Raw genomic sequence first — 22,358 nt, forward strand, 5'->3', positions numbered from 1 at the left:
CGCCGTTCCCGTGTGCTGCGAAGTTTCCTTCGTAGCGAGCCGCCCATTATAGCCGGCTTTTCCGCTTCGTCAACACCTTTTTTCAAGGCCGTCTCACCGGGGTGGACGTTGTTGCCGATGCTGCTTCGTCGTTGGACCCGAAGGCCTTTCGTCGTTGCGAGCCGCCTATTATGCCGGACTTTCCGAGTCCGTCAACACCTTCGTTCGATCATCTCGTTCGTCGGTGGTGGCGTTGCTGTTTGCGTGCCGTTTCCGAGGAAGCGATGCGTTGCAGCAAGGGAGCGAATTCTAGAGATCCTGCAGATTTCGTCAAGCGCTTTTTTGCATGGTGATGACAGAAGCACCGCGACATCAGGCATGGCGTACGCTCGAAGATCGCTGCGGCGTTGCCCGCGCGTTGCGCGGGCAACGCCGCAACCGCTATCAATGCATGGATGCACACAGGAGAGACGGCAATGAACATGCAGGTGCGGCAAGCATGGTGGCGCGACCTTTCAGTGCCGGCCGTGGTCGCCGGCTTCATCACCGTGCTGGTCGGCTTCGCCAGTTCCGCAGTGATCGTGTTCCAGGCCGCACAGGCTGTCGGTGCCGACCAGGCACAGATCGCCTCATGGATGTGGGCACTGGGACTGGGCATGGGTGTCACCTGCATCGGGCTGTCGCTGCGCTATCGCGTGCCGGTGGTGACCGCGTGGTCGACACCGGGCGCGGCAATGCTGGTGGTCGGTGCCGGTGGCGCCTCGCTCGCTGAAGCCACCGGTGCATTCCTGCTCGCCGCGGTGCTGGGCATGCTGGCAGGCTTCTCCGGCATCTTCGCCCGATTGATGCAGCGGGTGCCGATGGCGCTGGCCGCCGGCATGCTGGCCGGCGTCCTGCTGCGCTTCGGTCTGGACGTGTTCGTGGCCATGAACACCCAGCTGGTGCTGGCGCTTGCGATGTTTGCCACCTGGCTGGCCGGACGCCGCCTGTTCCCGCGCTATGCGGTCATCGCCACCCTGCTGGTCGGCATCGCGGTCGCGGCCAGCCGTGGCCTGCTGCACGCACAGCAGGTGCAACTGCAGCTGGCGGTACCGCAATGGGTGATCCCATCCTTGTCCTGGACTGCGGTGGCCGGCATCGCCCTGCCCTTGTTCGTGGTCACCATGGCCTCGCAGAACATTCCGGGCGTGGCGGTGATGCGGGCCTCCGGCTACGACGCCCCGGTGTCGCCGCTGATCGGCTGGATCGGTGTGGTCAATACGCTGCTGGCACCATTCGGGGCGTACGCGCTGAACCTGGCGGCAATCACCGCGGCGATCTGCATGGGTCGCGATGCGCATGAGGACCCGGCACGACGTTATACCGCCGCCATGGCGGCAGGTGCCTTCTACATCGTCATCGGACTGTTCGGTGCCACCGTGGCCGCCCTGTTCGCGGCTTTCCCAAAGGAGCTGGTGGCCTGCGTGGCCGGTATCGCGTTGTTCGGCACCATCGCCAACAGCCTGGCCAGTGCGCTGGCGGTGGAGCGGGACCGCGAGGCGGCACTGGTCACCTTCCTGGTCACCGCCTCGGGCGTTTCACTGGCCGGCATCGGCTCGGCGTTCTGGGGCCTGGTGGCCGGTGCGCTGTGCCTGCTGGTGCTGCGGCCCCGTCAGGGCCGCTGACCCACCCTACCCCGCCAATGCGGCACCGACGGTGCTCAGTGCCACCGCGATGACGATGGCGATCAGTGTGGCGACCACGCTGGTGCCGCCGCGCGCGGTCAGCTCGCTGCGCAGCCGTGCGTCATCGCCGCCGCTGACGGCACGGGCTTGGGCGATCAGGCGTTGGCAGTGTGCCAAGTACCAGGTGTTGCCAAAGGTGCCGGTGGTGACGCTGAGCGCGATGGTGATGACCAGCGACACGCCTTCGGGCACATCCAGCAAGGTCTCCACCACGCTGATCAGCAGCAGCAGGCCGACCCACATTGCCGCCAGGCGGTACATCCTGCGGTACATCATCCAGATCGGGCCGAGCAGGAAGGCCGGCCAGTGCCAGGTTCCACTGGCGGTGGCAATGCCCTGATCCAGCCGCCAGCGCTGGCGATAGATCGGGAAGTTGCCGCCGACCACGCTGGCGTACAAGGCCATCTCGCCCTCCAGCCCCGCGGCGGCAGCCGTATCCGGTGCAGCGGCGGGGGCTCGATACGGATCGGACGGATCGCCGACACTTGGCGCAACGACCTCAACCGGTGGGGCTGTGTCGATATCCGGAGCCGGCGCCATCTCGATGGGCGTTGAATCCTGTTCCAGCTCCGCCAAGGGGCGCCATGAGGGCATGCCTTCGCACCAGAGCAGCGTGCGCGCCGTAACCGTCCCTTCCTGCTGCAGCTGGCGAAGACCGGCCAGATCCACCGGCCCACTGCTCTGCCTGCCATTGGCGTACCACCATTGTGCTTCCTGCATGAAAACATCCTTGCTGCGTTGATTCGTTACCGGGTTACCGGTGTCCACGGTGCCGCGGACAATGTCTGTGACAGCACATGGCTGCCACCCGGCGGCAGGGTCACCACGTCGGGTCCGGCGTTGGCCGCTTCCAGGCAGACGTAGTCGCGCCAGCCCTCACCCACATCTGCCATCTTCGCTGCAGCCTCGGCACCGGGATTCCACGCCACCAGCGAGCGGCTTCCTTCCGTACGGATGTCGATGCGGCGTTTCAGCACCGGATCACGCAGGACATAGTGACCCTTGGCCTGCGTGTAGATGCGGTCGCTGCGCCCGGGATCACGGGGATCGCGCAACGTCCAGGCGCCCTGCTGCCGACGCGGCGTCGCATAGTTCTCGAACTTGTCCAGATAGTCCAGTCCGTCCACGCCGTCCACATCCACCGCGCTGGCATCACCCACGCGGAAATAGTTGTGCAGCGCCTGGGTGATGCTGGCAGGGGAACTGCCGACGTTCTCGGTGATCAGTCGCTGGGTCAACTGGCGGCCTACACGCACAGTCATCCTCAATCGCAGGTCCAGGCTCTGCAGCACCGGGGGTGCCAGCGTGAGCTCGATGCTGCCGTCGTCCAAGCGACGGGCCTGTTGCAGTTCCCACGGCACGGTACGGACGAAACCGTGGGCGGGCACGTCGTTGCCCTGGCCTTGGCGGCCGAAGTACGGCCAGCAGACGGGGCTGCCTCCGCGGATCGGCGTGGGCAGTTCGGCGCGCCGGGGGGACAGCCACATCAGATCCGGCTGGCCCTCGGGCACGAAGGAAAGCAGCTGGCCGCCAAACACACTGATGGCCGCGCTGGCGTCGCCGGTTTCCACCAGCCAGGCATCGAGCCCCTGGTACTGCCCGCTGCGTACACCCTGGATCTGCTGCACGTGGGATCGACTCCGTATGGCCGACGATTGCACGGCACTGTAGTTGCTGGGAAGCATGAAACGCGTGGGCACCGGTGCAGTGCGCGGCGCGTTCTGCAGAGTGCGAAGGATACGCTGTCCCGCGCGCCCATCTGCGTTGGCCCAGCCCAGGCGCTGCTGCTCGACCTGGATAGCGCGACGCGTGGCCGTACCGATCATGCCGTCGGCGCTTCCGATGTCGTGGCCGCGGGCCAGCAGCAGGGTCTGCAGCAGGCGGCGCTCATCGCGGCCGATACCGGGATCATCGGTCGGCCAGGCCGTGGCCAGGCCCGTGCCGCCACGCAGCTGGTCGGCCAGCGTGGCGATCGCCAGCGCGTAGCTTTCGGCAGCGTTGTAGCTGTAGATCGCGTCGTAGTTGCGGAACACCAGCAACGCAGGGCCCTTGCCGCCCGCCGGCAGCAGCAGGGCCGCGCGCGCGTCGGCAGGCAGGTTGGCCGGGGCCAACGCGCTGCCATCCAATGCGGTCACACCTTGCGCACGCCAGTCGGCCAGCGCCCGACGCTGGGTGCGCCCGGCCTGGCTGGCGTCGAAACCGGGCGGGATACGCACTTCCATGCCCCACGGCTCTCCGCTGCGCCAGCCGGCGCGCTTGAGGTAATTGGCGGTGGAGGCCAGCGCATCGGGAATGCTGCCGACCAGATCGCGGCGGCCATCGCCATCACCGTCCACGGCGATGCGTGCATAGGTACTGGGCATGAACTGCGTATGCCCGAAGGCACCGGCCCAGGAACCGGTGAGCCCCTGGGCCTGCAGGTCCCCGCGGTCGATCAGCTTGAGCAGCGCCAGCAGTTCACCGCGGAAGAAGGGTTGGCGACGGCCGGCGCAGGACAGCGTGGCCAGTGATTGCAGCAACGGGCGCTTGCCGAACACGCGGCCGTAGTCGCTCTCCACGCCCCAGACCGCGACGATGGTGGCCGGATCGACGCCGTACTGCGCCGAGACCCGATCGAGCAGGTCGCGGTGCTGCTGCAGCATGGCGCGACCATCAGCCACGCGCTGGCGATCGACCAGCGCGGCCAGGTAGTCCCAGATCGGCGTGGTGAATTCCGGCTGCGCGTCGAGCAGGCCGAGCACGCTGGGATCGGGGGTGAGCCCGGCGATAATCCCATTGAAGCGGTCGGCACTGATGCCCTGGCTGGCGGCTGTCGATTGCAGGACGGCCAGGCAGCGGCTGAAAGCGGCATCGCTGCTGGCCGCAGGCGCTGCTGTCGAAGCGGGTGCCGCGGCGAGCACGGCCGCCAGGCCGAGCGTGGTCAGAATGGGCATGGCGTCCTCCGTGTTGCCGTTGCAGGGCCATCTTAGGCGCAGCGTAGGCGAACCTGAAGCAGCGCGGGCTGGCGGCGGCTAAAGGGCGCGAAGCAGGCGCAGGCCATAGGCCGGGCTTTCAGCATCCCAGCGCCGCACGACCTGCAGGCCCGCTGGCAGCAGCAACGCTTCGAAGCTGTCGTCGGTGTACTTGTGGCTGTATTCGACGCGGATCGGCTCGTCGGCCTGGAAGTGGAAGGTGCGGCCATCCAGACGGACGTCCTGTGCGCGCTGGCTGACCAGATCGGTTTCGATGCGCAGCCGCGCAATGCTGTAGCGGGCGCGGTGGCGGAAGCCGTCCAGATCGAAGTCGCTGCCGATCTCGCGGTTCAGGCGCGCCAGCAGGTTGAGGGTGAATGCAGCAGTGATGCCCTGCACATCGTTGTAGGCGGCTTCGATCAATGCCGGGTCCTTGTGCAGATCGATGCCGACCAGGGCCAGGCCATCGCGGCCCATGGTCTGGCGCATCGCGCGCAGCAGTGCGACGGCATCCTCTTCGACGAAATTGCCCAACGTGGAGCCCGGGAAGAACAACAGGCGCCGCGCAGGCTCGCGTTCCGGTGCCGGGACGGCGACCGCGCGGGTGAAGTCGGCACAGACCGGCAGCATCTCGACGTCCGGCAGCGCCGGGGCCAGATGGTCGATGCTGGACAGCAGCGCGGCGCGCGAGATCTCGATGGGGGTGTAGGCCACGGGGTCCTGCAGTGCCGCCAGCAGCAGCGCGGTCTTGCGGCCACTGCCGCTGCCCAGCTCCACCACATGAACATGAGGACCGACGCTGCGGGCGATGTCCGGCAGCACCCGCGCCAGCAGCGCCAGCTCGGTACGCGTGGGGTAGTACTCGCAGGTCTGCGTGATCTGCTCGAACAGGCGTGAGCCGCGTGCATCGTAGAAATACTTGGATGGCAGCTGGCGCGGTGTGCGCGACAACCCGGCCACCACGTCGGTGAGGATCTGCTGGCGGCCGGGGGTGAGGTCGGTCAACGCCTGCAGCGCGTCGTGCACGGTGCTCATGTGAGGTCCCTGGCCAGGCGCAGTCCGGAGAACTGCCAGCGCGCCGGCGGCATGAAGAAATTGCGATAGCTGGCGCGCACATGGCCCCGTGGCGTGACGCAGCTGCCGCCGCGCAGCACCCATTGGCCGCACATGAACTTGCCGTTGTACTCACCGAGGTTGCCCGCGAAAGGGCGGTAGCCGGGATAGGCACCATACGCGCTGTGAGTCCACTCCCAGACATCACCGAACAGCTGGCGCAGGCCGCTGCCCTGCCCCGCCTGCGGGTGCAGGTGATCGTCATCGGCAAAGTGGCCCCGCACCGCCTGAGACGCGGCGGCGGCCTCCCACTCGAACTCGCTGGGCAGGCGTGCCCCGGCCCAGCGAGCACAGGCATCGGCCTCGAAGTAGCTGAGATGGCAGACCGGCGCGTGCGGATCCAGCTCGCGCCAACCGCCCAGGGTGTATTCGCGCTGCAGGGTGTCATCCCAGTACAGCGGGTGCTGCCAGTCCTCGGCTTCACGCAACGCCCAGCCTTCACTGAGCCACCAGCGCGGTTCGCGGTAGCCGCCGGCATCGATGAAAGCACGGTACTCGGCATTGCTGACGGGACGTTCGGCCAGAGCATGTGCCGGCAGCAGCACGCGGTGCGGCGGCGATTCGTTGTCGTAGGCAAACGCAGCGTGCTGCGGCCAGGATGCAGCGCCGACGGTAACGATGCGCTCGGGTGATTCGATCCAGCCCTGTGCACTGGCAGCGCCAGGGGGGGTGGGCAGGTCCTCGCGGTAGGCCGGCTGCAGCGGATTGCACCAGAACGCGTGCTTGATGTCGGTCAACAACAACTCCTGATGCTGTTGTTCGTGCTGCAGGCCCAGCTGCAGGTTGTGCAGCGCGTGTGGGTCCAGGTCACCTGCCGATAGCCGCGACTGCACCTGTGCATCGACCTGCTGGCGATAGTCATGCACCTGCTGGAGCGAGGGCCGTGAGAGGAGGCCGCGCTGCGGCCGGGCATGGGCGGGGCCGATACTCTTGTAGTAGCTGTTGAACAGGTAGTCCCATGCAGGGTCATGTGCAGGCGCAGCCGGGAAGCCGGCCAGCACGAAGCGTTCGAAGAACCAGGTGGTGTGGGCCAGGTGCCACTTGCTGGGGCTGGCATCGGCCATGCTCTGCAGCATGGCGTCCTCGGCGCTGAGTGGGCCGGCCAGTTGCATGCTGCGCGCACGCACGCGTGCGAACTGGTGGGCGAGATCGTGCTGCGGGGCAGCGACGGCGGCGGGTACGCTGTCCATGCCGACAGCATCGGTGCCGGCGGGTGAGTGCGATGTCATGGTCCGGCGTCACTTCGTTCACATGGATGGGCCTGCCGCATTCAAGAAGCCGCCCCGAACGCCGCTAACGGCAATGCTGCGGCCGCGTCGTCACCGCGCTGGAATTCCTGATTGCCCCTGCATCCGCTCCGCCAGCCTGCGCACTACCTGTTCGTGCTGCCCGCCGTGCTGGTTGCCGTGGTGCTGTGGGCGGCGTTGGGCAACGAAGACGTGGCCAGTCCGGCCCAACGCGTTCTGCCCTGGCTGCTGGCCTGCCTCGGTGCCGGCCTGGCCCTTCTCTACCACCAGGTGCGTGCGCTCTGCCTGCTGTTGGTGGTGGCAGTCATGTTCGCGATGCTGCACCAGGATGTCGGCGGCTACCTGCGCAGCGGCCATGTCAGCGCGCTGACACCGCTGCGCTTCCATGCCATCTCGGCGTGGCTGCCGTTGCTGTTCGCCGGCCTGTCGTTGTGGCCGGAGCGTGGGCGGCGCAGGCACGACCTGCTGTTGCGCTCCGTCGCCAGCAGTACGGCATTGCTGATCTTCCTGCTGCTGGCCGCGCAGCAGCCGCGCGGCATGCATGATCTGCTGTCGAACCGTCATTGGGCGTGGATCCCGGCCGACTGGAACGCGCTGGCGCAGCTGCCGGCGCTGCTGTTCCTGCTGGCCACGGCGGCGCTGGGTTGGCAGGCATGGCGGCATCCGCGGCCGCTGCACACGGCTATGCTGCTGGCGCTGCTGTGCCTGTGGTGGATGCTGCCGAGGGTCTTCCTGCAGCCGGTGCTGCTGCCTGCGCTGGCCAGTGCGGCCCTGCTGCTGATGCTGGGCGCGATGCTGCAGGAGTCGTTCCACATGGCGTTCCGCGACGAACTGACCGGCTTGCCGGGGCGCCGCGCCTTCAATGAGACCCTGCAACGGGCGCGCGGCACCTACAGCATCGCGATGGTGGACGTGGACCACTTCAAATCGTTCAACGACACCCACGGCCACGACACCGGCGACGACGTGCTGCGCCTGGTGGCCTCGCGGCTGGCGCGGGTCGGTGATGGTGGACGTGCGTTCCGCTACGGCGGCGAGGAGTTCGCGGTGGTGTTCCTGGGCCAGCCGGCCGACGCCTGCATGGATGCCGTGGAAGCCTTGCGGCAGAGCATCGAGGACACCCGCATGCAGCTGCGCGACCGCAGCACCCGCAGCCGCGACGATGACGCCGGGCGTCAGCAACGCGGGCGCGGCGGCAGCGGCCCGGTGGTGCAGGTGACGGTGAGCATCGGCCTGGCCGACAGCCTTGTGGACCCGCGCCCGGCAGCGGTGGTCAAGGCCGCCGACCGGGCGCTGTACGCAGCCAAGGACGGCGGCCGCAACCAGATCCGGGCGAACGCCGGACAGCGGGATGAGGCTCAGACTGCGTCGAGGTAGTACCAGCGACCGTCGATGCGCAGGAAGCGGCTGTGTTCGGTCATCTTCACCGCGCTGCCGCCGCCTACCCGGTAGCGGGCGGTGAACCTCACCTCGGCGCTGTCAGCGCCGGTGACGGTGTGCTCATGGACGGTCAGGCCCAGCCAGTGCGTACGCTGCCCGGGCGCGTCATCCAGCGACAACTCGACCGGACGCGTGTCCGGATGCCAGCTCTGGCGCAGGTAGCCTGCCAGGCCCCGCACGTACGCGCTGTAGCGCGAACGCATGAGGCGTTCGGCGTCGGGGACGGTGTCGCCGGCATGGAAACGGCCACAGCAGGCGGCGTACTCCGCGGGTAGCCCGCAGGGACAGGGATCGGCAGGTTTTCGGCTCATGCGCGCATTGTCGCGCGGGGCGCCGCCAGCATCCATCGGCGAAGGGCGTATGCTGTCGCGCCCCCACCTTGATTGATCGCCGTGCTGGAACTGGTTCCCCCCGAGTTGTGGTGGCTGGTGGTGATCGCCTTCATCGCCGGTCTTGTGGATGCCGCCGTCGGTGGCGGTGGCCTGGTGCAGCTGCCGGGACTGTTCACGGTGCTGCCGCAGCAGACACCGGCGATGCTGTTCGGCACCAACAAGTTCAGTTCGATGTTCGGTACCGGTGCGGCTGCCTGGCGTTACGCGCGCAACGTGCGTTTCCCGTGGAAGCCGGTACTGTTCGCGGCTGGTACCGCCTTCATCTTCTCCTTCGCCGGGGCCACTGCGGTAAGCCTGCTGCCCAAGGACGCGGTGCGCCCGCTGGTGCTGGTCCTGCTGATCGCGATGCTGGCCTACACGCTGTGGAAGAAGGACTTCGGCGCGTTGCACCGGCCACAGGAGATCGGCCGCCGCGAGCTGGTGATCGCACTGGCGATCGGTGCGGCGATCGGGTTCTACGACGGCTTCTTCGGGCCGGGCACCGGCAGCTTCCTGATCTTCCTGTTCGTGCGCTTCTTCGGCCTGGATTTCCTGCGCGCGTCAGCGGCATCGAAGGTGGTGAACCTGGCGACGAATGTGGCGGCGATCTCATTCTTCGTGCCGACCGGCAACATCCTGTGGCTGTTCGCGCTGCCGATGGCGGCGGCCAACATCATCGGTTCGGTGGTGGGCACGCGACTGGCGCTGAAGGGCGGCACGCCGTTCATCCGCAAGCTGTTCGTGGGGCTGGTGGTGGTGCTGATCGCGCGGATGGCGTGGGATACGTTCCGCGGTTCGTGAGGGACGTTATGAAATGGCAGGTGCCAACCTTGGTTGGCACATTGTTTCAGGTCGCGAAGAGCAGCCGAGCATGGCTCGGCCCTACAGGTGGATTGCCCGAGGCGCTCAGGCCTCGGCTTCTTCCGGTTCGTTGGCCTGCTGGCGGCTGCGCTCGGGCAGCTTCAGGCGCTTGCCTTCTTCGTCGTACTCGATCAGCAGCACGCCGGAGTCGTGGCGGCCGCTGATCTCGACGAAGCAGGCGCCGCCGATGAACGGTTCCAGCGTCATCACCGACTTCAGCGGGGTGGCGACCACCATCTGGAAGCCGAAGTTGTCGAAGATGTTCATCGCCAGCGCGGTGAACTCGTTATCGGCCTTGTCGAAGGCTTCGTCGAGCACCACTGCGGCGTAGCTGGGCAGCTGGCTGTCGGCACCACCGAGCTGGTAGCGCAGCGCGGCCGCCAGGCAGGTCGTGGCCAGCTTCTGGCGCTGGCCACCGGACTTGCCGGCGCCGCTGCGGTAGATCTCGACCTGCTGGCGCGTTTCCGCATCCAGCTCGACGCCGATGAACTCCACGTGCATGCGCACGTCCAGCACCAGCTCGCGCCAACGCTTGTCCTCGCCTTCCTGCGAGCCCAGGCGGTTGACCAGCTGGCGCAGCACGGTGAACTGCGATTCGGCCAGCTCGCGCTGATCGGTCTGCTGCTGCGACAGCACTTCGCGCAGCTGCAGGTGGAACTCGCCGACTTCCGGCAGGCGTCGGTCGTTCAGTTCGATGGTCAGCAGCGTGCCTCGGTTGAACGGCACCTGTTCCAGGCTGGCGTTCACTTCGTCCAGGCGCTGGCCGATCGACTTGCGGGCCTCGGCGCTGTGCCGCTGCAGGGCCAGCAGGTTGTTCTTGCTCTGGTTCTGCAGCAGATCGAAGAAGCGCTCTTCGTGCTGCGGCAGGCCATCGCGTTCCAGGCGTTCGAGGCGCGCGAGGAAGTCCTCGGCCGAGGCCACCGAGACGGTGAAGTCGCCCGATTCCTCCGGCCACTGCTGGATGAAGCGACGGAAGCAGCCGATCAGCTGGTTCTCGATGCGGTTGAGGTCCTGCTGCGATGAAGACAGCTGCTCGTTCAGCGCGTTGCTGACCTGGCGCATGTGCGCTTCCAGCGTTTCCAGGCTGAGCGGGCCCTGCTCCTGAAGGCGCTCGGCGAGGCCGGCTTCCTGCTCCTGGGCCAGGCTCGGCAGCACCAGCGCACGGCTCTGCTGGCGTGCGCGGTCAAGGCGATCGCGCTCCTTGACCAGCTGGCCGCGCTCGACACGCACGTCTTCATAGGTGCGGCGCGACTGTTCGATGTCCGCGCGCACCGCGTCGATCTGCTTGGCCAGCTTGGCGAGGTCGGCATTGCCTTCGCGCAGGTCGCGCAGCGTCGCTTCGATATCGCTGAGGCGCTGCTGCGGGGCGGCGATATCGATCTCGTTCCAGCTGATGCTGACCAGCTCGTGGCAGGCCAGGCGGCGTTCGTTGTCGCGATCACGCTGGCCACGCAGGCGCGCGATGTCGGTCTCGCAGCCGGCGATGCGCTTGGCCAGTTCCTGTGCTTCACGCTCGAAGGCGCCGACCTTGTCGTGGTTGTTGAAGCCGAGAATCCAGCGACGGCGGTCACCCACCGCACTGCGGTCGTCCTTCTCGAAGCGGTCGCCCGGATGCTTGACCTGGCCTTCGCGGGTGATGCCGCGATCGACGTTGCGCAGCTGCTTGGCATCGACGCACTCGTAGTCGAAGCGCTTGCCAAGCTCACGGCGCAGCCAGCTTTCGAACACGTGCTCGCGCAGTTCCAGCTTGTGCAGCAGCGACTTCGCCGACGGCTCGCGCGCGAACGCATCATCGTTGCGGCGCACGCGGTAGTAGGTGAAGCGCATGCCCAGGTGGGTGCGGTTCACCCACTCGGCGACGTCGTTGTAATGCTTGTCATCGACCAGCAGCGACAGCGCGAAACCGCCCAGCACGCGCTCGATGGCACCCTGCCAGCCCTGCTCTTCGGAGCGGACCTGGATCAGTTCGCCAACGAACGGCAGCGCTGCTTCGGCGATGCCCGTTTCCTCGGCCAGGCGCGCGCGCAGCTTCTGCATCGGCGCAGGGATGTTGGACGGCGTGCGCTGCATCGCTTCGAGTTCCGCACGGACTTCGCCGAAGCGGCGCTCGTCATCGCGCTTGCCACCCAGGCGATCGCTGATCGCGTCGTCCAGCGCCGAAGAGGCACGCTGGCGGTCCTGCAGCTCGTTCTGCGCGCGCTCGACCAGCTCGGCGAAGCCGTGGGCGTCGTCCGGCAGTTCCGCCTGCAGCTGCTGCGCCGCCTGGCGTGCCTGCTCGCGCTTGGCCTGGCGGCGGTCGCGCTCAGCTTCGGCACGACCCTGCTCGCGTTCCAGTTCCTCGATGCGCTCACCGCCCTGCTGGCGGCGCTGCAGCTCCAGTTCGGCCAGGCGCTCGGTGTGGTTGTCCAGTGCGGCACGGCGCTGGGCTTCTTCGCCAAGCAGGCCGCGGTCACGCACGTCCATCTCGCGCAGGCGCGCCTCGATCAGCGCCTGGCGCCGGCTTTCGCGGAAGCTGTCAACACCGAGCTTCAGCGCTTCGTCGTCGCCACGCCGGCGATGCATTTCCTTCAGGTCGTTGTAGTAGGCGCGCGCCGGCAACAGGGTTTCCACCTGGCGGCGCGCGGTGACCACCGCCTGGTGCGCGCCATCAAGCTCGGCGAAGTCGCTGACCAGGCGCTCGGCGGCGTCGAAGGTCTTCGGCGTGTCGAGCATGAAGTCGCGCAGGAAGACATTGAGGTCGCCCAGGTTCTTCGCCGACTGCGTCTTGTGCAGCAGGCGCAGCGCCATCTCGTTGTCGATGCCGAGCAGGTCGCGGAAGCGCTCGGCGTAACCGGAGAAGGTGTCGAAGTGGTGCAGGTCCGACAGCTTCTGCTTGAGCTTGCGCAGGTCCAGGTCGAAACCACCAAGATCCTTGGCGATGTCGAACGGGCGCTCGGCGATCATGTAGTGCTTGCGCACATCGCCAGCCGAGGTGCCGTTGCCGGAGATCCACAGCAGGCGCACCAGGCTGACCACGCGGCCATCGCCGGCGCGGTATTCCAGCACCAGCGCGGTCCAGGTGGCGCCCTTGCGCAGGTACTGGGTGGCGATTTCGCCGGTGCCGCTGTCCTGCTGGTCGGCCCACGCGCCACGCACGTAGGACACCAGGTTGCGGTCGCGGCCACTGCGTTCGGCTTCACGCGCGGCTGCGTTGAAGTCGACGATGGCCGGCGGCGTCAGCAGCGCGGACATGGCATCGAGCAGGGTCGACTTGCCCGAGCCGGAACGGCCGACGAACAGGAAGCCGCGCTCGGCGATCGGCACTTCGGTCAGGCCGTTGAAGGTACCCCAGTTGTGCACCTGCAGGCGGCGCATGCGGAACTGCTGCAGGCGCGGGTCCGGCAGGCCTTCGTTGAACAGGGCGGGAGTGTGCTTGGAGATAGCCATGCGATGGTCGGGTCTCTCAGGCCTCGGCGGCCGGGGTTTCGCGCAGCTGGCGGTAGACCGCCGAGAGCTGGGACACGTCTTCGGCGGAGAACAGCAGCTTCAGCGCCGGCGAGACTTCGTGGCGGTCTTCCTGGCCGCTGAGGCGGGTCAGGATGTGGTTGTCCTTCATCTTCTGCACCGCCGAAGCGACGCGGCGGTTGAAGCCGGCGCGGTCGGTGGACAGGTTCTTCTCGTAGATGGCCAGCGCTTCGGCCATCTCGGCATCGGCGACCACCGCGCGGTTGCCGCGCGCATCGGCCTCGGCCAGCTGCTGGCGAAGGTACAGCAGCAGCACCGAGTCGATGAAGGTCAGCGGCGAGGTGCGCAGCAGCACCGGCGCATCGACGTCTTCGGTATCGGCCTGGCGGGTGAACGCCACGCCGCTGTCACGATCGAGCACCAGTTCCAGGAACAGGTCCGCCAGCGACGAGCGGATGGCCGCCTCGCTGCGGATCAGCGCCGGCCACAGTTTGGCGTGGCGCAGCTGGTCGATGCTGGGGCCGATCAGCAGCTGGCACAGCGCGCGGCGTGCATCCAGCGGCAGGCGCCCGGTATCGCCGAGGTAATACACGTCGTTGCCACGGCGGGGCTGCGCCATGGCCGCCACCGGCTCGGCCTCGTAGGCGTCTTCCGCCACGTCGGCCTGCGGTGCGTCGATGGGATCTTCATGCCAGCTCATGGCGTCTCTCCTGAGTGAACCAAACCAGCGGGATGCGGGCGCGACGGATCTGGCCGTCGCCACCACGCCATTGCGCAAGCTCCTGCTCGCCGGCAACCACGTTGCCGAAGCGCGTGCCCAGCGACAGGTAGCCGATGACACTGCCGAGGCCCTGCGGCGCTTCGCGCTGCGACAGGGCCTGGGCGATGCTGAGCCGCGGCTGTGCATCGAGCAGGTCGTGCAGGTCGCGGCGCAGGGTACGGAAATCGATTTCGGACGAAGCGACCAGATCACCGACGCTTTCCAGGCTGATGGCCGCGGCGTCGTTGTACTCGACATTGCCATCGACCTGGGCACTGCGCGGATCGTGCAGCCTCCACTGCGACCACGAGCGCAGGCGGCTGGTGGTCAACTGCAGGTCACGGCCGATGCCACGCTGTGCGGGGAATTCGTCGCGCAGAGCCAGCGCTTCGGACTGCGCCTGCTTCAGCAGCTGGTTGAGGCGACGCTGTTCCAGGTAGCCACGGCTCTGCACGAAGCCGCGCAGGCTGCGCGCGAAGTTCTGCAGCACGTCGTGCACCTGGCCACCGCGTTCGAGCATGGTGCTGGTGAAGCTGCGCAGGAAGTTGCGTTCGTTGCGGTCCAGGCGGCGCGCAAAGCCACGCGCCAGCACCGCTTCCAGCGCGGCATCGAGCTGGGCGCTCTGCTCGGCGTCGTTGAGCAGGCGCCAGAACGCCTGGAAACTGCGCCCGGCATCGCTCTCGCCGATGACGTCCACACCTTCGAACAGCTGCGACAACACATCGCCGCGCTCGCCCTCGTCGTCGATGATGCGTTCGCGGAAATCGCGATTGAGCTGCTCGAAGTCATCGCGCACACGGCGGAAGTCCTCGGTCAGCTCGTCGGCCAGGCCGATGATCTGGCGGGTGCGTTCCAGCGCGCGCTTGCCGTCCAGCGCAACCACGCGGCCAGTGCCGACCCGGGCGATTTCGGCATCGATGCGGTCGCGCTCGTCGTGCAGCGCGGACAGGCGCGCATCAGGATCGGCTTCGGTCTGCGCAGCCAGCGCCGAGAGCTGCTCAATGACCAGCGCCAGGCGGCTTTCGGTGGCGGCCACGCGGGCCTGCTCGAGGCCGTCGGCGAAACGGATCGCCTGCAGTGCGGCGGTGGACAGCTCGTACTGCTCCTGGTCGGCGCCTTCGGGCAAACGGCGTTCCAGCCAGCCCTGGGCCAGCCAGTGCGCGATGTAGGCCTGCGCGGTACGCGGCAGCTCGCGCGAGAGTTCATCGCCGGCCAGCTGGTCCAGCGCGCGCTGCAGGCGCTCGTTGAGCACCGACGAAGGCAACGTGCGCTCGCCGTCCATCAGCAGGCCCTGCAACAGGCCGATGATTTCCGGGGCGTGGTCGGCGGCAAGCAGCTTCCACTGGGGCTGTTCGCGCAGGTGGCGGTAACGGGCAATGCGTTCGCGATGCTTCATGCAGCGAAAGAAGTCTGTAGGGCTGACAGGGACGAGCCGCCATGCACGGCTGCCGCGGGGGCAGCCGTGGGCATGCCGGCCTGCAGGGGCCGGCGCGGTGCGGGCAAGCGGCTCAGCGCTTGCCGCCCACTTCGATGAAGCGCAGGAACTCGGCGCGGGTGCGCGCGTCGTCGCGGAAGCTGCCCAGCATCTTGGAGGTGACCATGCTGACGCCGCGCTTGTGGATGCCGCGCGTGGTCATGCACTCGTGGGCGCCTTCGACGACCACGCCGACGCCGATCGGCTGCAGCACATCCTGGATGCACTGGGCGATCTGCGCGGTCATCTTTTCCTGCACCTGGAAGCGCCGGGCGTAGGCTTCGACGACGCGGGCCAGCTTGCTGATGCCCACCACCTTGCCGGCCGGCAGGTAGCCGACGTGCACGCGGCCGATGATCGGCGCCATGTGGTGCTCGCAGTGGCTTTCGTACTCGATGTCCCGCAGGACGATCAGTTCGTCGTAGCCGGCCACTTCCTCGAAGGTCCGCTCCATGTAGGCGCGCGGGTCGTCGCGGTAACCGCTGAACCAGTCGCCATAGGCTTCGGCGACACGGCGGGGGGTATCCAGCAGGCCTTCACGGGACGGGTCCTCACCGGCCCAGCGCAGCAGGGTGCGCACGGCATCCTCGGCCTGGTCCTGGGTCACGTCGCCCTGCGGGGCGGCCTTTTCGTTGTTCTTGCTCATTGCGTACAGCGTCCCGAACGGGGGGCGAGCATCGTACCCGACCGGGGGGTGGGTCGTCCTGTTGGGACGGTTCATCGGGGGTCGTTGCTGGCGCGTCGTTGCTATCGGATTGGAGGAGGAGAGGGGGCTGCGCAGGACACGCCGTGAACCCGTCCCTGGGGGCTCGATGGCGCCATCCATGGCGCCAACGGTCCTGCGCAGCCCCCTCTCCCCCTCCCTGACGTTTTCCTGCGGGCGCGGCCGGACCGCCCGAAAGCGGGGTCAAAAGCTTGGGTTCATGGCTTCGGAAGCGCCGCGCGACTGCGCGACTGCTGTGGTGGGTGCGAACCGTTGGTCCGCACAGCTTTGGCTTCTGCCCCTGCCTTTAAAGAGCCAACCCACCGCGCTCGCGGGGGGATGGGAAGGCAGCGGGGGCCGGGCGGGGCAGGACCGTCCGCGGCATGGATGCCGCGGCCGAGCCCCCAAGGATGGGTTCACGGCGTGTCCTGCACCGTCCGGCGCCCGCTGCCCCACCCGACACCACGCAGGCGCAACGCTTTCCTCACTACACCCCACCCATTCAGAAAAACCTATTGATAGGAATGAAATTAGTAGTATCCTATCTATCTCTTATGGACCGACCCCTCGACGAGCGCACCGTGCTGCAGATGCAGCTCAGCTCCGGCCTGCTGTACGCAGGGCGGCAGTGGCAGCGCCTGGCCGACAGTCGGCTCGGCAGCTACGGCATCTCCACCGCCTGCACCATGCCCCTGCTGATGATCGGACGCTCCGGCGGTGGCATCCGCCAGGTGGCACTGGCCCAGCAGCTGGGCATGGAAGGGCCCTCCCTGGTGCGCCTGCTGGACAAGCTGTGCGCCAGCGACCTGGTCCGCCGCGAAAGCGATGCCAGCGACCGCCGCGCCAACCTGCTGTGGCTGACCGACGCCGGGCAGGCGCTGGTCAGCGAGCTGGAAGACCAGCTGATCGGCCTGCGCCAGGACGTGTTCGGCGAGCTTTCCATGGATGAACTGCACGCCGTGCTGAAGGCCTGGCGCCTGCTGGCCGAGGCCGCCGACCGCATCACGTAAGAGCGCTGCCCCCGAACACCGCCGCTGCCGTGCATACGCCAGCGGCTTTTGCCCGTTGCCGTTGTTCTGTTGTCCCTCCCCTCCCCCACCTCGCCCCCGCCCCTTCCGATGCCCGGTGAATTCAGTCTCCATGGAGTGTTCGTCCCGACCCTGCTCGGGTTGATGTTGTTGGCCTACTTGGTCAACAGCGGCCTGCACGCGCTGCTGCAGCGTGCCGGCGCCTATCGCCATGTATGGCACCCGGCGCTGTTCAACCTGGCGCTGTACGGGATCGTGCTTGGCCTGCTGTTCCACCTCCTGCGTTGGATGCAATCGTGAACAAGATCGTGAAGAAGACCCTGCCCATACTGCTGACCAGCGCAGCCGTGATCGTCGCCCTGCTGGTGCTGCGCCAGCTGTGGGTCTATTACATGGATGAGCCGTGGACCCGCGACGCCCATGTCGGTGCCGACGTGGTGCAGGTGGCACCGGACGTGTCCGGGCTGGTGGAAACGGTGAACGTGGCCGACAACCAGGCGGTGAAGAAGGGCGACGTGCTGTTCGTGATCGACCGCGCGCGCTACCGCATCGCGCTGGAACAGGCCCAGGCCAGCCTGGCCGAGCGCCAGGCCTCGGTGGCGCAGCTGCGCCGCGAAATCGGCCGTGACCGCAGCCTGCAGGATCTGGTCGCCGCCGAGGACGCCGAAGTGCGCCGCGCCAAGCTGCAGGCTGCACAGGCTGCGCTGGGCACCGCACAGGCGGCGGTCGACCTGGCCGAGCTCAACCTGGGCCGCACCGAGGTGCGCGCACCGGCCGATGGCCGGGTCAACGACCGCACCATGCGCGTGGGCGACTACGTGGTGGCCGGCAAGCCGGTGCTGGCGCTGCTGGACACCGGCTCGTTCCGCATCGACGGCTACTTCGAGGAAACCCGCCTGCGCGGCGTGGCCCGGGGGCAGCGCGTGGACATCCGCCTGATGGGCGAATCGGCGCCGCTGCGCGGCCATGTCGAGAGCATCGCCGCCGGCATCGAGGATCGCTACCGCAGCAACGGCAGCACCCTGCTGCCGAACGTGACCCCGGCCTTCGACTGGGTGCGCCTGGCGCAGCGCATTCCGGTGCGCATCGCGATCGACGAAGTGCCAAAGGGCGTTGAGCTGATTGCCGGCCGTACCGCCACGGTGACCGTACAGACCAACAGCACCAAGCATGCAGACAAGGTCGGCACCGCGCCGACACAGGCGGGCCTGTGAACGCCACCCTGCCCCGTCTCGGCCTGATCGTCGCGCTGGCCAGCCTGGCCGCGTGCAGGACCGTCGGCCCGGACTACGCGCTGCCGGAAGGCTCGGCGTTCAAGCGCCCGGAGGCCAATGCGGCCTTCATCGATACGCAGAACCCGCAGGTGGCCGCCAACCAGGCGCTGCCCGACCGCTGGTGGTCGTTGTACAACGACCCGGTGCTGGATGGGCTGATCACCCAGGCGCTGCGTGACAACGTGGAACTGAAGGCCGCCGATGCGCACCTGCGCCGCGCCGCCGCCGTGTACGAACAGGCGCTGGACGCCGGTGGCTTCGAGTACGAGGCCGAGGCCGGCGTCAGCCGCGCGCAGCTGTCGGCCGAATCGTTCCTGCAGGAGCACGAGCTGCCGGTGATCAACCTGGCCGATGGCAAGTTCGCGGTCAGCTACCAGTTCGACCTGTTCGGCAAGCTCAAGCGCGGCGCCGAAGCGGCGCGTGCCGACGAGCAGTCGGTGGCGGCGGCACGCGATCTGGCCCAGGTCAGTGTGGTCGCCCAGGTGGCCGACAGCTACCTGGAAATCTGCCATGCCAACCACGAACTGCACGTGGCCGAGCATTCGCTGCAGCTGCAACAACGCAGCCGCACCGTTACCGAGCGCCTGATCGCGGCTGGCCGTGGCACGCCGCCGGAGCTGGCCCGCGCCAATGCCCAGGTAGCGCTGCTGGAAGCTGCACTGCCGCCGCTGCAGGCCCAGCGGTCGGCAGCCGCCTATTCGCTGGCCGCACTGCTGGGCCGGACCCCGGGCCAGTTGCCAGCCGGCGTGATCGATTGCGCACACGCGCCCAGCCTGGCGCAGCCGTTGCCGGTCGGTGATGGCCGTGCGCTGCTGCAGCGCCGCCCGGACGTGCGCCAGGCCGAACGCAAGCTGGCCTCGGCCACCGCGCGCATTGGCGTGGCCACCGCCGAGCTGTATCCGGACATCCGCCTGGGTGCCTCGGTGGGTGCCGCCGGCCTGCTGGAAGACTTCGGCACGCCGATGACCCAGCAATGGTCGATCGGCCCGCTGATCTCGTGGACGTTGCCGTCGTCGGGCACGCACGCGCGCATCCACGCCGCCGAAGCCGGTGCCGACGCGGCGCTGGCCGAGTTCGACCACACGGTCCTGCAGGCGCTGCGCGAGACCCAGACCGCGCTGGACCGCTATGCGCAGGACCTGCGCCGGCTGCAGTCGCTGCGCATCGCGCAGGAACAGGCCGCACTGGCTGCCGAGCAGAACCGCCGGCTGTACCAGGGTGGCCGCACGCCGTACCTGTCCAGCCTGGATGCCGACCGCAGCCTGGCCACCAGCGATGCCACCCTGGCCGCCGCCGAAGCGCAGGTCTCACGCGACCAGATCCATCTGTTCCTGGTGCTGGGCGGCGGCTGGCAAGCCAGCACCGCTGCGGCCGGCACCCCGACCGCAGCGAAGTAAGCCATGAACGCGCTGACCGACCGCCAGGCCTGGCTGTTCTCGATCAAGACCTACCTGGCCGCGGTGGCCGCGCTGTACATCGCCATGGCCGGCAACCTGTCGCGCCCGTACTGGGCGATGGGCACGGTGTACATCGTCAGCCAGCCGCTGCTGGGCCCGACCCGTGCCAAGGGCGTGTACCGCATCGTCGGCACCCTGATGGCCGGCCTGGCCACCCTGCTGGTGCTGCCGGCACTGGTGGAAACGCCGCTGGTCCTGAGCGCGGCGATGTCGATCTGGCTGGCCGGCTGCCTGTTCATGGCCCTGCTCAACCGCGGGCCGCGCGGCTACGCGTTCCTGTTGGCCGGCTACACCACCGCCTTCATCGGCTTCCCCGCAGTGACCTCGCCGGAAACCATCTTCGACACGGTGGTGGCGCGCAGCGAGGAGATCATCCTCGGCACGGTGGTGGCGGTGCTGTTCGCCTCGCTGCTGTTCCCGGCCTCGGTGCGCCCGATGCTGCGCGCCCGCATCGGCAACTGGATGGAGGACGCCGCGCAGTGGTGCCGGCAGATCCTGGAACGTGGCCGTGCACACGCGCCGCGCAACCGGTTGGCCGCCGATCTGGTGCAGTTCGAGGCGCTGATCGAATTCCTGCGCCGCGATGATCCACGCCATGCAGGGTCGGCGGTATCGATGGAGCGCCTGCGCGAGCGCATGCTGCTGCTGTTGCCGGTGCTGTCCTCGATCGCCGACCGCCTGAGTGCGTTGCGCAGCGATGGCCAGGCGTTGCCGGAAGGCCTGCCGGTGCTGGTCGATGACATCCGCGACTGGCTGGACGGGCCCACCAACGCCAGCGAGTATGCCCGCCTGCGCGCGCGCATCAGCGCACTGAAGCCGCAGGTGGACCGCGACCTGCAGCACCTGCAGCTGGCCAGCCTGCTGCTGCGCCTGGAAGAACTGGTGGACCTGTGGCAGGACTGCCGCACCCTGCAGCATGCCATCGACCACGGCACCGCGCCGATGGACCGCGCGCACTACCGCATCCGCACCGAACGGGTGGCCGCCGACAAGCACGTCGACTACGGCATGGCGCTGTTCTCCGCGCTCAGTGCCGGCGTGGCGCTGATGAGCTACTGCGTGCTGTGGATCGCGCTGGGATGGGAAGGCGGCGGCAACGGCGCGATGATGGCCGCGGTGACCGCCGCGTTCTTCGCCGCACAGGACGATCCGGCACCGAGCATGGTGTCGTTCCTGGTGTGGGCGATGGTCGCCTCGGTGGTGGCCGGCGTGTACCTGTTCGGCGTGTTCCCGGCCGTGCACGACTTTGGCCTGCTGGCACTGGTGCTGGCGGTGGCGTTCCTGCCCCTGGGGCTGATGCTGCACCACCCCAAGAGCGCGTTGTTCGCGCTGCCGCTGACAGTGAACCTGGCCGCGCTGCTGAGCCTGCAGAACACCTACAGCGCCAACATCCAGACCTTCCTCAACTCGTCCATCGCAATGTTCATCGGCATTGGCTTTGCGGTGGTGATGACCCGCCTGTTCCGTTCGGTGGGTGCCGAATGGACCGCGCGCCGGCTGGTGCGGCAGGGCTGGACCACGCTGGCCGAAGCCGCCGAAGGACGTGGCCAGCAGGACCGCCAGCGCTTCGCCGCGCGCATGCTCGACCTGCTGGGCCTGCTCGCACCGCGCCTGGCGGCGACGCCCGAGGGCAGTGACATCGCTTCGGTGGACATGCTCAATGAGGCGCGCATCGGCCTGAACATCCTGCAGCTGCGCCGTGCGCGGCTGGAGCTGCCCGAGCGCAGCCGCGAAGCGGTCGAGCACATCCTGGAAGAGATCGCCGTGCATTACCGCCGTCAGATCGCCGCGCGCAAACCCATTGTGGCGGGCGAGGCGCTGCGTGAGCGGCTGGATACCTCGCTGGGCCGGGTCGGCAGCGTGGGCGCCTGCAAGGCCCGCGACGAGGCGCTGATGGGCCTGATCGGGCTGCGCTTCGCGTTGTTCCCGGAGGCGAAAGCGTTGGCGCCGGGGCTGGCAATGGACACGGCGACGCAGACGTAGCGCGCTACCCTGTGTGCCCGCAGACCCCGGCACTGCAACAGGACGGTTCAATGAGTTACGACATGATGGTGTTCGAGGCCAGCGCCGCGCCACGCGAGGCGGCAGCCTTCATCGCCTGGTTTGAGAAGCAGACGCAGTGGAACGAGCGCCACGAGTATGACGACCCGGCCGTCAGCAGCCCGGCGCTGCAGGCGTGGTTCACGGAGATGGCGCAGGACTTTCCGCCGTTGAACGGCCCATTGAGCAACGACGATGACGATCGTGCCGAAGTGACCGAGTACAGCATCGGCCGCGAGGTGATCTATGGCGCATTCGCCTATTCGGTGGCCGAGCGCGCGCATGGTCGCGTGCAGGACCTGGCCGAGAAGCACGGCGTGGGGTTCTTCGATGTGAGCGCCGATGAAGCGGCGATCGTGTTCCCCGATGGCCTGGTGCTGATGCCGGAGTAGGTATGGCGGCAGGGCTGCGCCCTGCACCTGCCGAATCAACAGCAACGGCAACGTCAGATGCGTGCTATCCGTGGGTTGGCGGGGGCGGTCCGGTTGCGGG

The 22,358-nt window shown here is 68.0% G+C and carries 18 protein-coding genes; 9 read left to right on the top strand and 9 right to left on the bottom strand.

The genetic code is table 11. The features are described 5' to 3' along the window. Positions 1 to 455 precede the first annotated feature (455 nt). Complete coding sequence (locus AC5P8D_RS18655) at positions 456 to 1,643, top strand: benzoate/H(+) symporter BenE family transporter (protein WP_495203570.1); 1,188 nt, start codon at positions 456 to 458, stop codon at positions 1,641 to 1,643. Positions 1,644 to 1,649: 6 nt separating this feature from the next. Here AC5P8D_RS18655 and AC5P8D_RS18660 read toward each other — a convergent pair whose 3' ends face one another. The 4 genes from AC5P8D_RS18660 to egtB form a co-directional block, all read right to left on the bottom strand. Then, entirely contained in the window at positions 1,650 to 2,423 is a 774-nt protein-coding gene (locus AC5P8D_RS18660) for a DUF2628 domain-containing protein (protein WP_143994578.1), read from the bottom strand. 26 nt (positions 2,424 to 2,449) lie between these two features. Continuing rightward, entirely contained in the window at positions 2,450 to 4,636 is a 2,187-nt protein-coding gene (locus AC5P8D_RS18665) for a lytic murein transglycosylase (RefSeq protein WP_495203571.1), read from the bottom strand. A 78-nt stretch (positions 4,637 to 4,714) separates the two neighbouring features. Continuing rightward, complete coding sequence (gene egtD / locus AC5P8D_RS18670) at positions 4,715 to 5,689, bottom strand: L-histidine N(alpha)-methyltransferase (protein WP_049412901.1); 975 nt, start codon at positions 5,687 to 5,689, stop codon at positions 4,715 to 4,717. Then, on the bottom strand, positions 5,686 to 6,957 hold the full coding sequence (egtB, locus tag AC5P8D_RS18675; RefSeq protein WP_049480369.1) for an ergothioneine biosynthesis protein EgtB: 1,272 nt from the start codon (positions 6,955 to 6,957) through the stop codon (positions 5,686 to 5,688). The genes egtD and egtB overlap by 4 nt, the downstream gene beginning before the upstream one ends. Before the next feature lie 150 nt (positions 6,958 to 7,107). On the opposite strand from egtB, the gene AC5P8D_RS18680 reads away from it, so the two are divergent. Then, positions 7,108 to 8,391, top strand: coding sequence for a GGDEF domain-containing protein (locus AC5P8D_RS18680; protein WP_049412896.1), 1,284 nt, complete (start codon positions 7,108 to 7,110; stop codon positions 8,389 to 8,391). On the opposite strand, the gene AC5P8D_RS18685 is transcribed toward AC5P8D_RS18680, so the two are convergent. Next, entirely contained in the window at positions 8,373 to 8,765 is a 393-nt protein-coding gene (locus tag AC5P8D_RS18685; RefSeq protein ID WP_026346891.1) for a YchJ family protein, read from the bottom strand. The genes AC5P8D_RS18680 and AC5P8D_RS18685 overlap by 19 nt on opposite strands. A gap of 81 nt (positions 8,766 to 8,846) precedes the next feature. Here AC5P8D_RS18685 and AC5P8D_RS18690 point away from each other — a divergent pair, with 81 nt between their 5' ends. Further along, positions 8,847 to 9,626 (top strand): sulfite exporter TauE/SafE family protein, encoded by a 780-nt coding sequence (locus AC5P8D_RS18690; RefSeq protein ID WP_019658763.1) that lies wholly within the window; start codon positions 8,847 to 8,849, stop codon positions 9,624 to 9,626. Between the two features lie 105 nt (positions 9,627 to 9,731). On the opposite strand, the gene AC5P8D_RS18695 is transcribed toward AC5P8D_RS18690, so the two are convergent. The 4 genes from AC5P8D_RS18695 to folE all read right to left on the bottom strand — a co-directional run bounded on the left by AC5P8D_RS18695 (position 9,732) and on the right by folE (position 16,010). Next, positions 9,732 to 13,112: an ATP-binding protein gene (locus AC5P8D_RS18695; RefSeq protein ID WP_143994676.1), complete on the bottom strand. Its 3,381-nt coding sequence runs from the start codon at positions 13,110 to 13,112 to the stop codon at positions 9,732 to 9,734. Between the two features lie 16 nt (positions 13,113 to 13,128). After that, the gene (locus AC5P8D_RS18700) at positions 13,129 to 13,830 is read right to left on the bottom strand and encodes a DUF4194 domain-containing protein (RefSeq protein WP_049412890.1); all 702 of its coding nucleotides are present in this window, start codon (positions 13,828 to 13,830) and stop codon (positions 13,129 to 13,131) included. Continuing rightward, entirely contained in the window at positions 13,817 to 15,286 is a 1,470-nt protein-coding gene (locus AC5P8D_RS18705; protein WP_010487509.1) for a DUF3375 domain-containing protein, read from the bottom strand. The genes AC5P8D_RS18700 and AC5P8D_RS18705 overlap by 14 nt, the downstream gene beginning before the upstream one ends. A gap of 112 nt (positions 15,287 to 15,398) precedes the next feature. After that, entirely contained in the window at positions 15,399 to 16,010 is a 612-nt protein-coding gene (gene folE / locus AC5P8D_RS18710) for a GTP cyclohydrolase I FolE (RefSeq protein ID WP_004141296.1), read from the bottom strand. Positions 16,011 to 16,621: 611 nt separating this feature from the next. Here folE and AC5P8D_RS18715 point away from each other — a divergent pair. The 6 genes from AC5P8D_RS18715 (at position 16,622) to AC5P8D_RS18740 (ending at position 22,258) form a co-directional block, all read left to right on the top strand. Further along, positions 16,622 to 17,077 carry a MarR family winged helix-turn-helix transcriptional regulator gene (locus AC5P8D_RS18715; protein WP_008265191.1) on the top strand — a complete coding sequence of 152 codons (456 nt, stop codon included), beginning with the start codon at positions 16,622 to 16,624 and terminating at the stop codon, positions 17,075 to 17,077. Positions 17,078 to 17,185: 108 nt separating this feature from the next. After that, positions 17,186 to 17,395: a DUF1656 domain-containing protein gene (locus AC5P8D_RS18720; protein ID WP_010487502.1), complete on the top strand. Its 210-nt coding sequence runs from the start codon at positions 17,186 to 17,188 to the stop codon at positions 17,393 to 17,395. After that, positions 17,392 to 18,309: an efflux RND transporter periplasmic adaptor subunit gene (locus tag AC5P8D_RS18725; RefSeq protein WP_313208646.1), complete on the top strand. Its 918-nt coding sequence runs from the start codon at positions 17,392 to 17,394 to the stop codon at positions 18,307 to 18,309. The genes AC5P8D_RS18720 and AC5P8D_RS18725 overlap by 4 nt, the downstream gene beginning before the upstream one ends. Further along, positions 18,306 to 19,766 (top strand): efflux transporter outer membrane subunit, encoded by a 1,461-nt coding sequence (locus AC5P8D_RS18730; RefSeq protein ID WP_495203572.1) that lies wholly within the window; start codon positions 18,306 to 18,308, stop codon positions 19,764 to 19,766. Before AC5P8D_RS18725 ends, AC5P8D_RS18730 begins: the two co-directional genes overlap by 4 nt. Positions 19,767 to 19,769: 3 nt before the next feature. Continuing rightward, entirely contained in the window at positions 19,770 to 21,809 is a 2,040-nt protein-coding gene (locus tag AC5P8D_RS18735) for an FUSC family protein (RefSeq protein ID WP_414614504.1), read from the top strand. 50 nt (positions 21,810 to 21,859) lie between these two features. After that, positions 21,860 to 22,258 carry a hypothetical protein gene (locus AC5P8D_RS18740; protein ID WP_010487495.1) on the top strand — a complete coding sequence of 133 codons (399 nt, stop codon included), beginning with the start codon at positions 21,860 to 21,862 and terminating at the stop codon, positions 22,256 to 22,258. The last annotated feature ends 100 nt before the right edge of the window (positions 22,259 to 22,358 follow it).

This window comes from Stenotrophomonas sp. YJH_SMC_101-4 (genome assembly GCF_059370395.1).

Coding starts and splice junctions, on each gene's coding strand:
- AC5P8D_RS18655 (WP_495203570.1), top strand. CDS start 456: ATGAACATGCAGGTGCGGCAAGCATGGTGGCGCGACCTTTCAGTGCCG.
- AC5P8D_RS18660 (WP_143994578.1), bottom strand. CDS start 2,423: ATGCAGGAAGCACAATGGTGGTACGCCAATGGCAGGCAGAGCAGTGGG.
- AC5P8D_RS18665 (WP_495203571.1), bottom strand. CDS start 4,636: ATGCCCATTCTGACCACGCTCGGCCTGGCGGCCGTGCTCGCCGCGGCA.
- egtD (WP_049412901.1), bottom strand. CDS start 5,689: ATGAGCACCGTGCACGACGCGCTGCAGGCGTTGACCGACCTCACCCCC.
- egtB (WP_049480369.1), bottom strand. CDS start 6,957: ATGGACAGCGTACCCGCCGCCGTCGCTGCCCCGCAGCACGATCTCGCC.
- AC5P8D_RS18685 (WP_026346891.1), bottom strand. CDS start 8,765: ATGAGCCGAAAACCTGCCGATCCCTGTCCCTGCGGGCTACCCGCGGAG.
- AC5P8D_RS18695 (WP_143994676.1), bottom strand. CDS start 13,112: ATGGCTATCTCCAAGCACACTCCCGCCCTGTTCAACGAAGGCCTGCCG.
- AC5P8D_RS18700 (WP_049412890.1), bottom strand. CDS start 13,830: ATGAGCTGGCATGAAGATCCCATCGACGCACCGCAGGCCGACGTGGCG.
- AC5P8D_RS18705 (WP_010487509.1), bottom strand. CDS start 15,286: ATGAAGCATCGCGAACGCATTGCCCGTTACCGCCACCTGCGCGAACAG.
- folE (WP_004141296.1), bottom strand. CDS start 16,010: ATGAGCAAGAACAACGAAAAGGCCGCCCCGCAGGGCGACGTGACCCAG.
- AC5P8D_RS18715 (WP_008265191.1), top strand. CDS start 16,622: ATGGACCGACCCCTCGACGAGCGCACCGTGCTGCAGATGCAGCTCAGC.
- AC5P8D_RS18720 (WP_010487502.1), top strand. CDS start 17,186: ATGCCCGGTGAATTCAGTCTCCATGGAGTGTTCGTCCCGACCCTGCTC.
- AC5P8D_RS18735 (WP_414614504.1), top strand. CDS start 19,770: ATGAACGCGCTGACCGACCGCCAGGCCTGGCTGTTCTCGATCAAGACC.
- AC5P8D_RS18740 (WP_010487495.1), top strand. CDS start 21,860: ATGAGTTACGACATGATGGTGTTCGAGGCCAGCGCCGCGCCACGCGAG.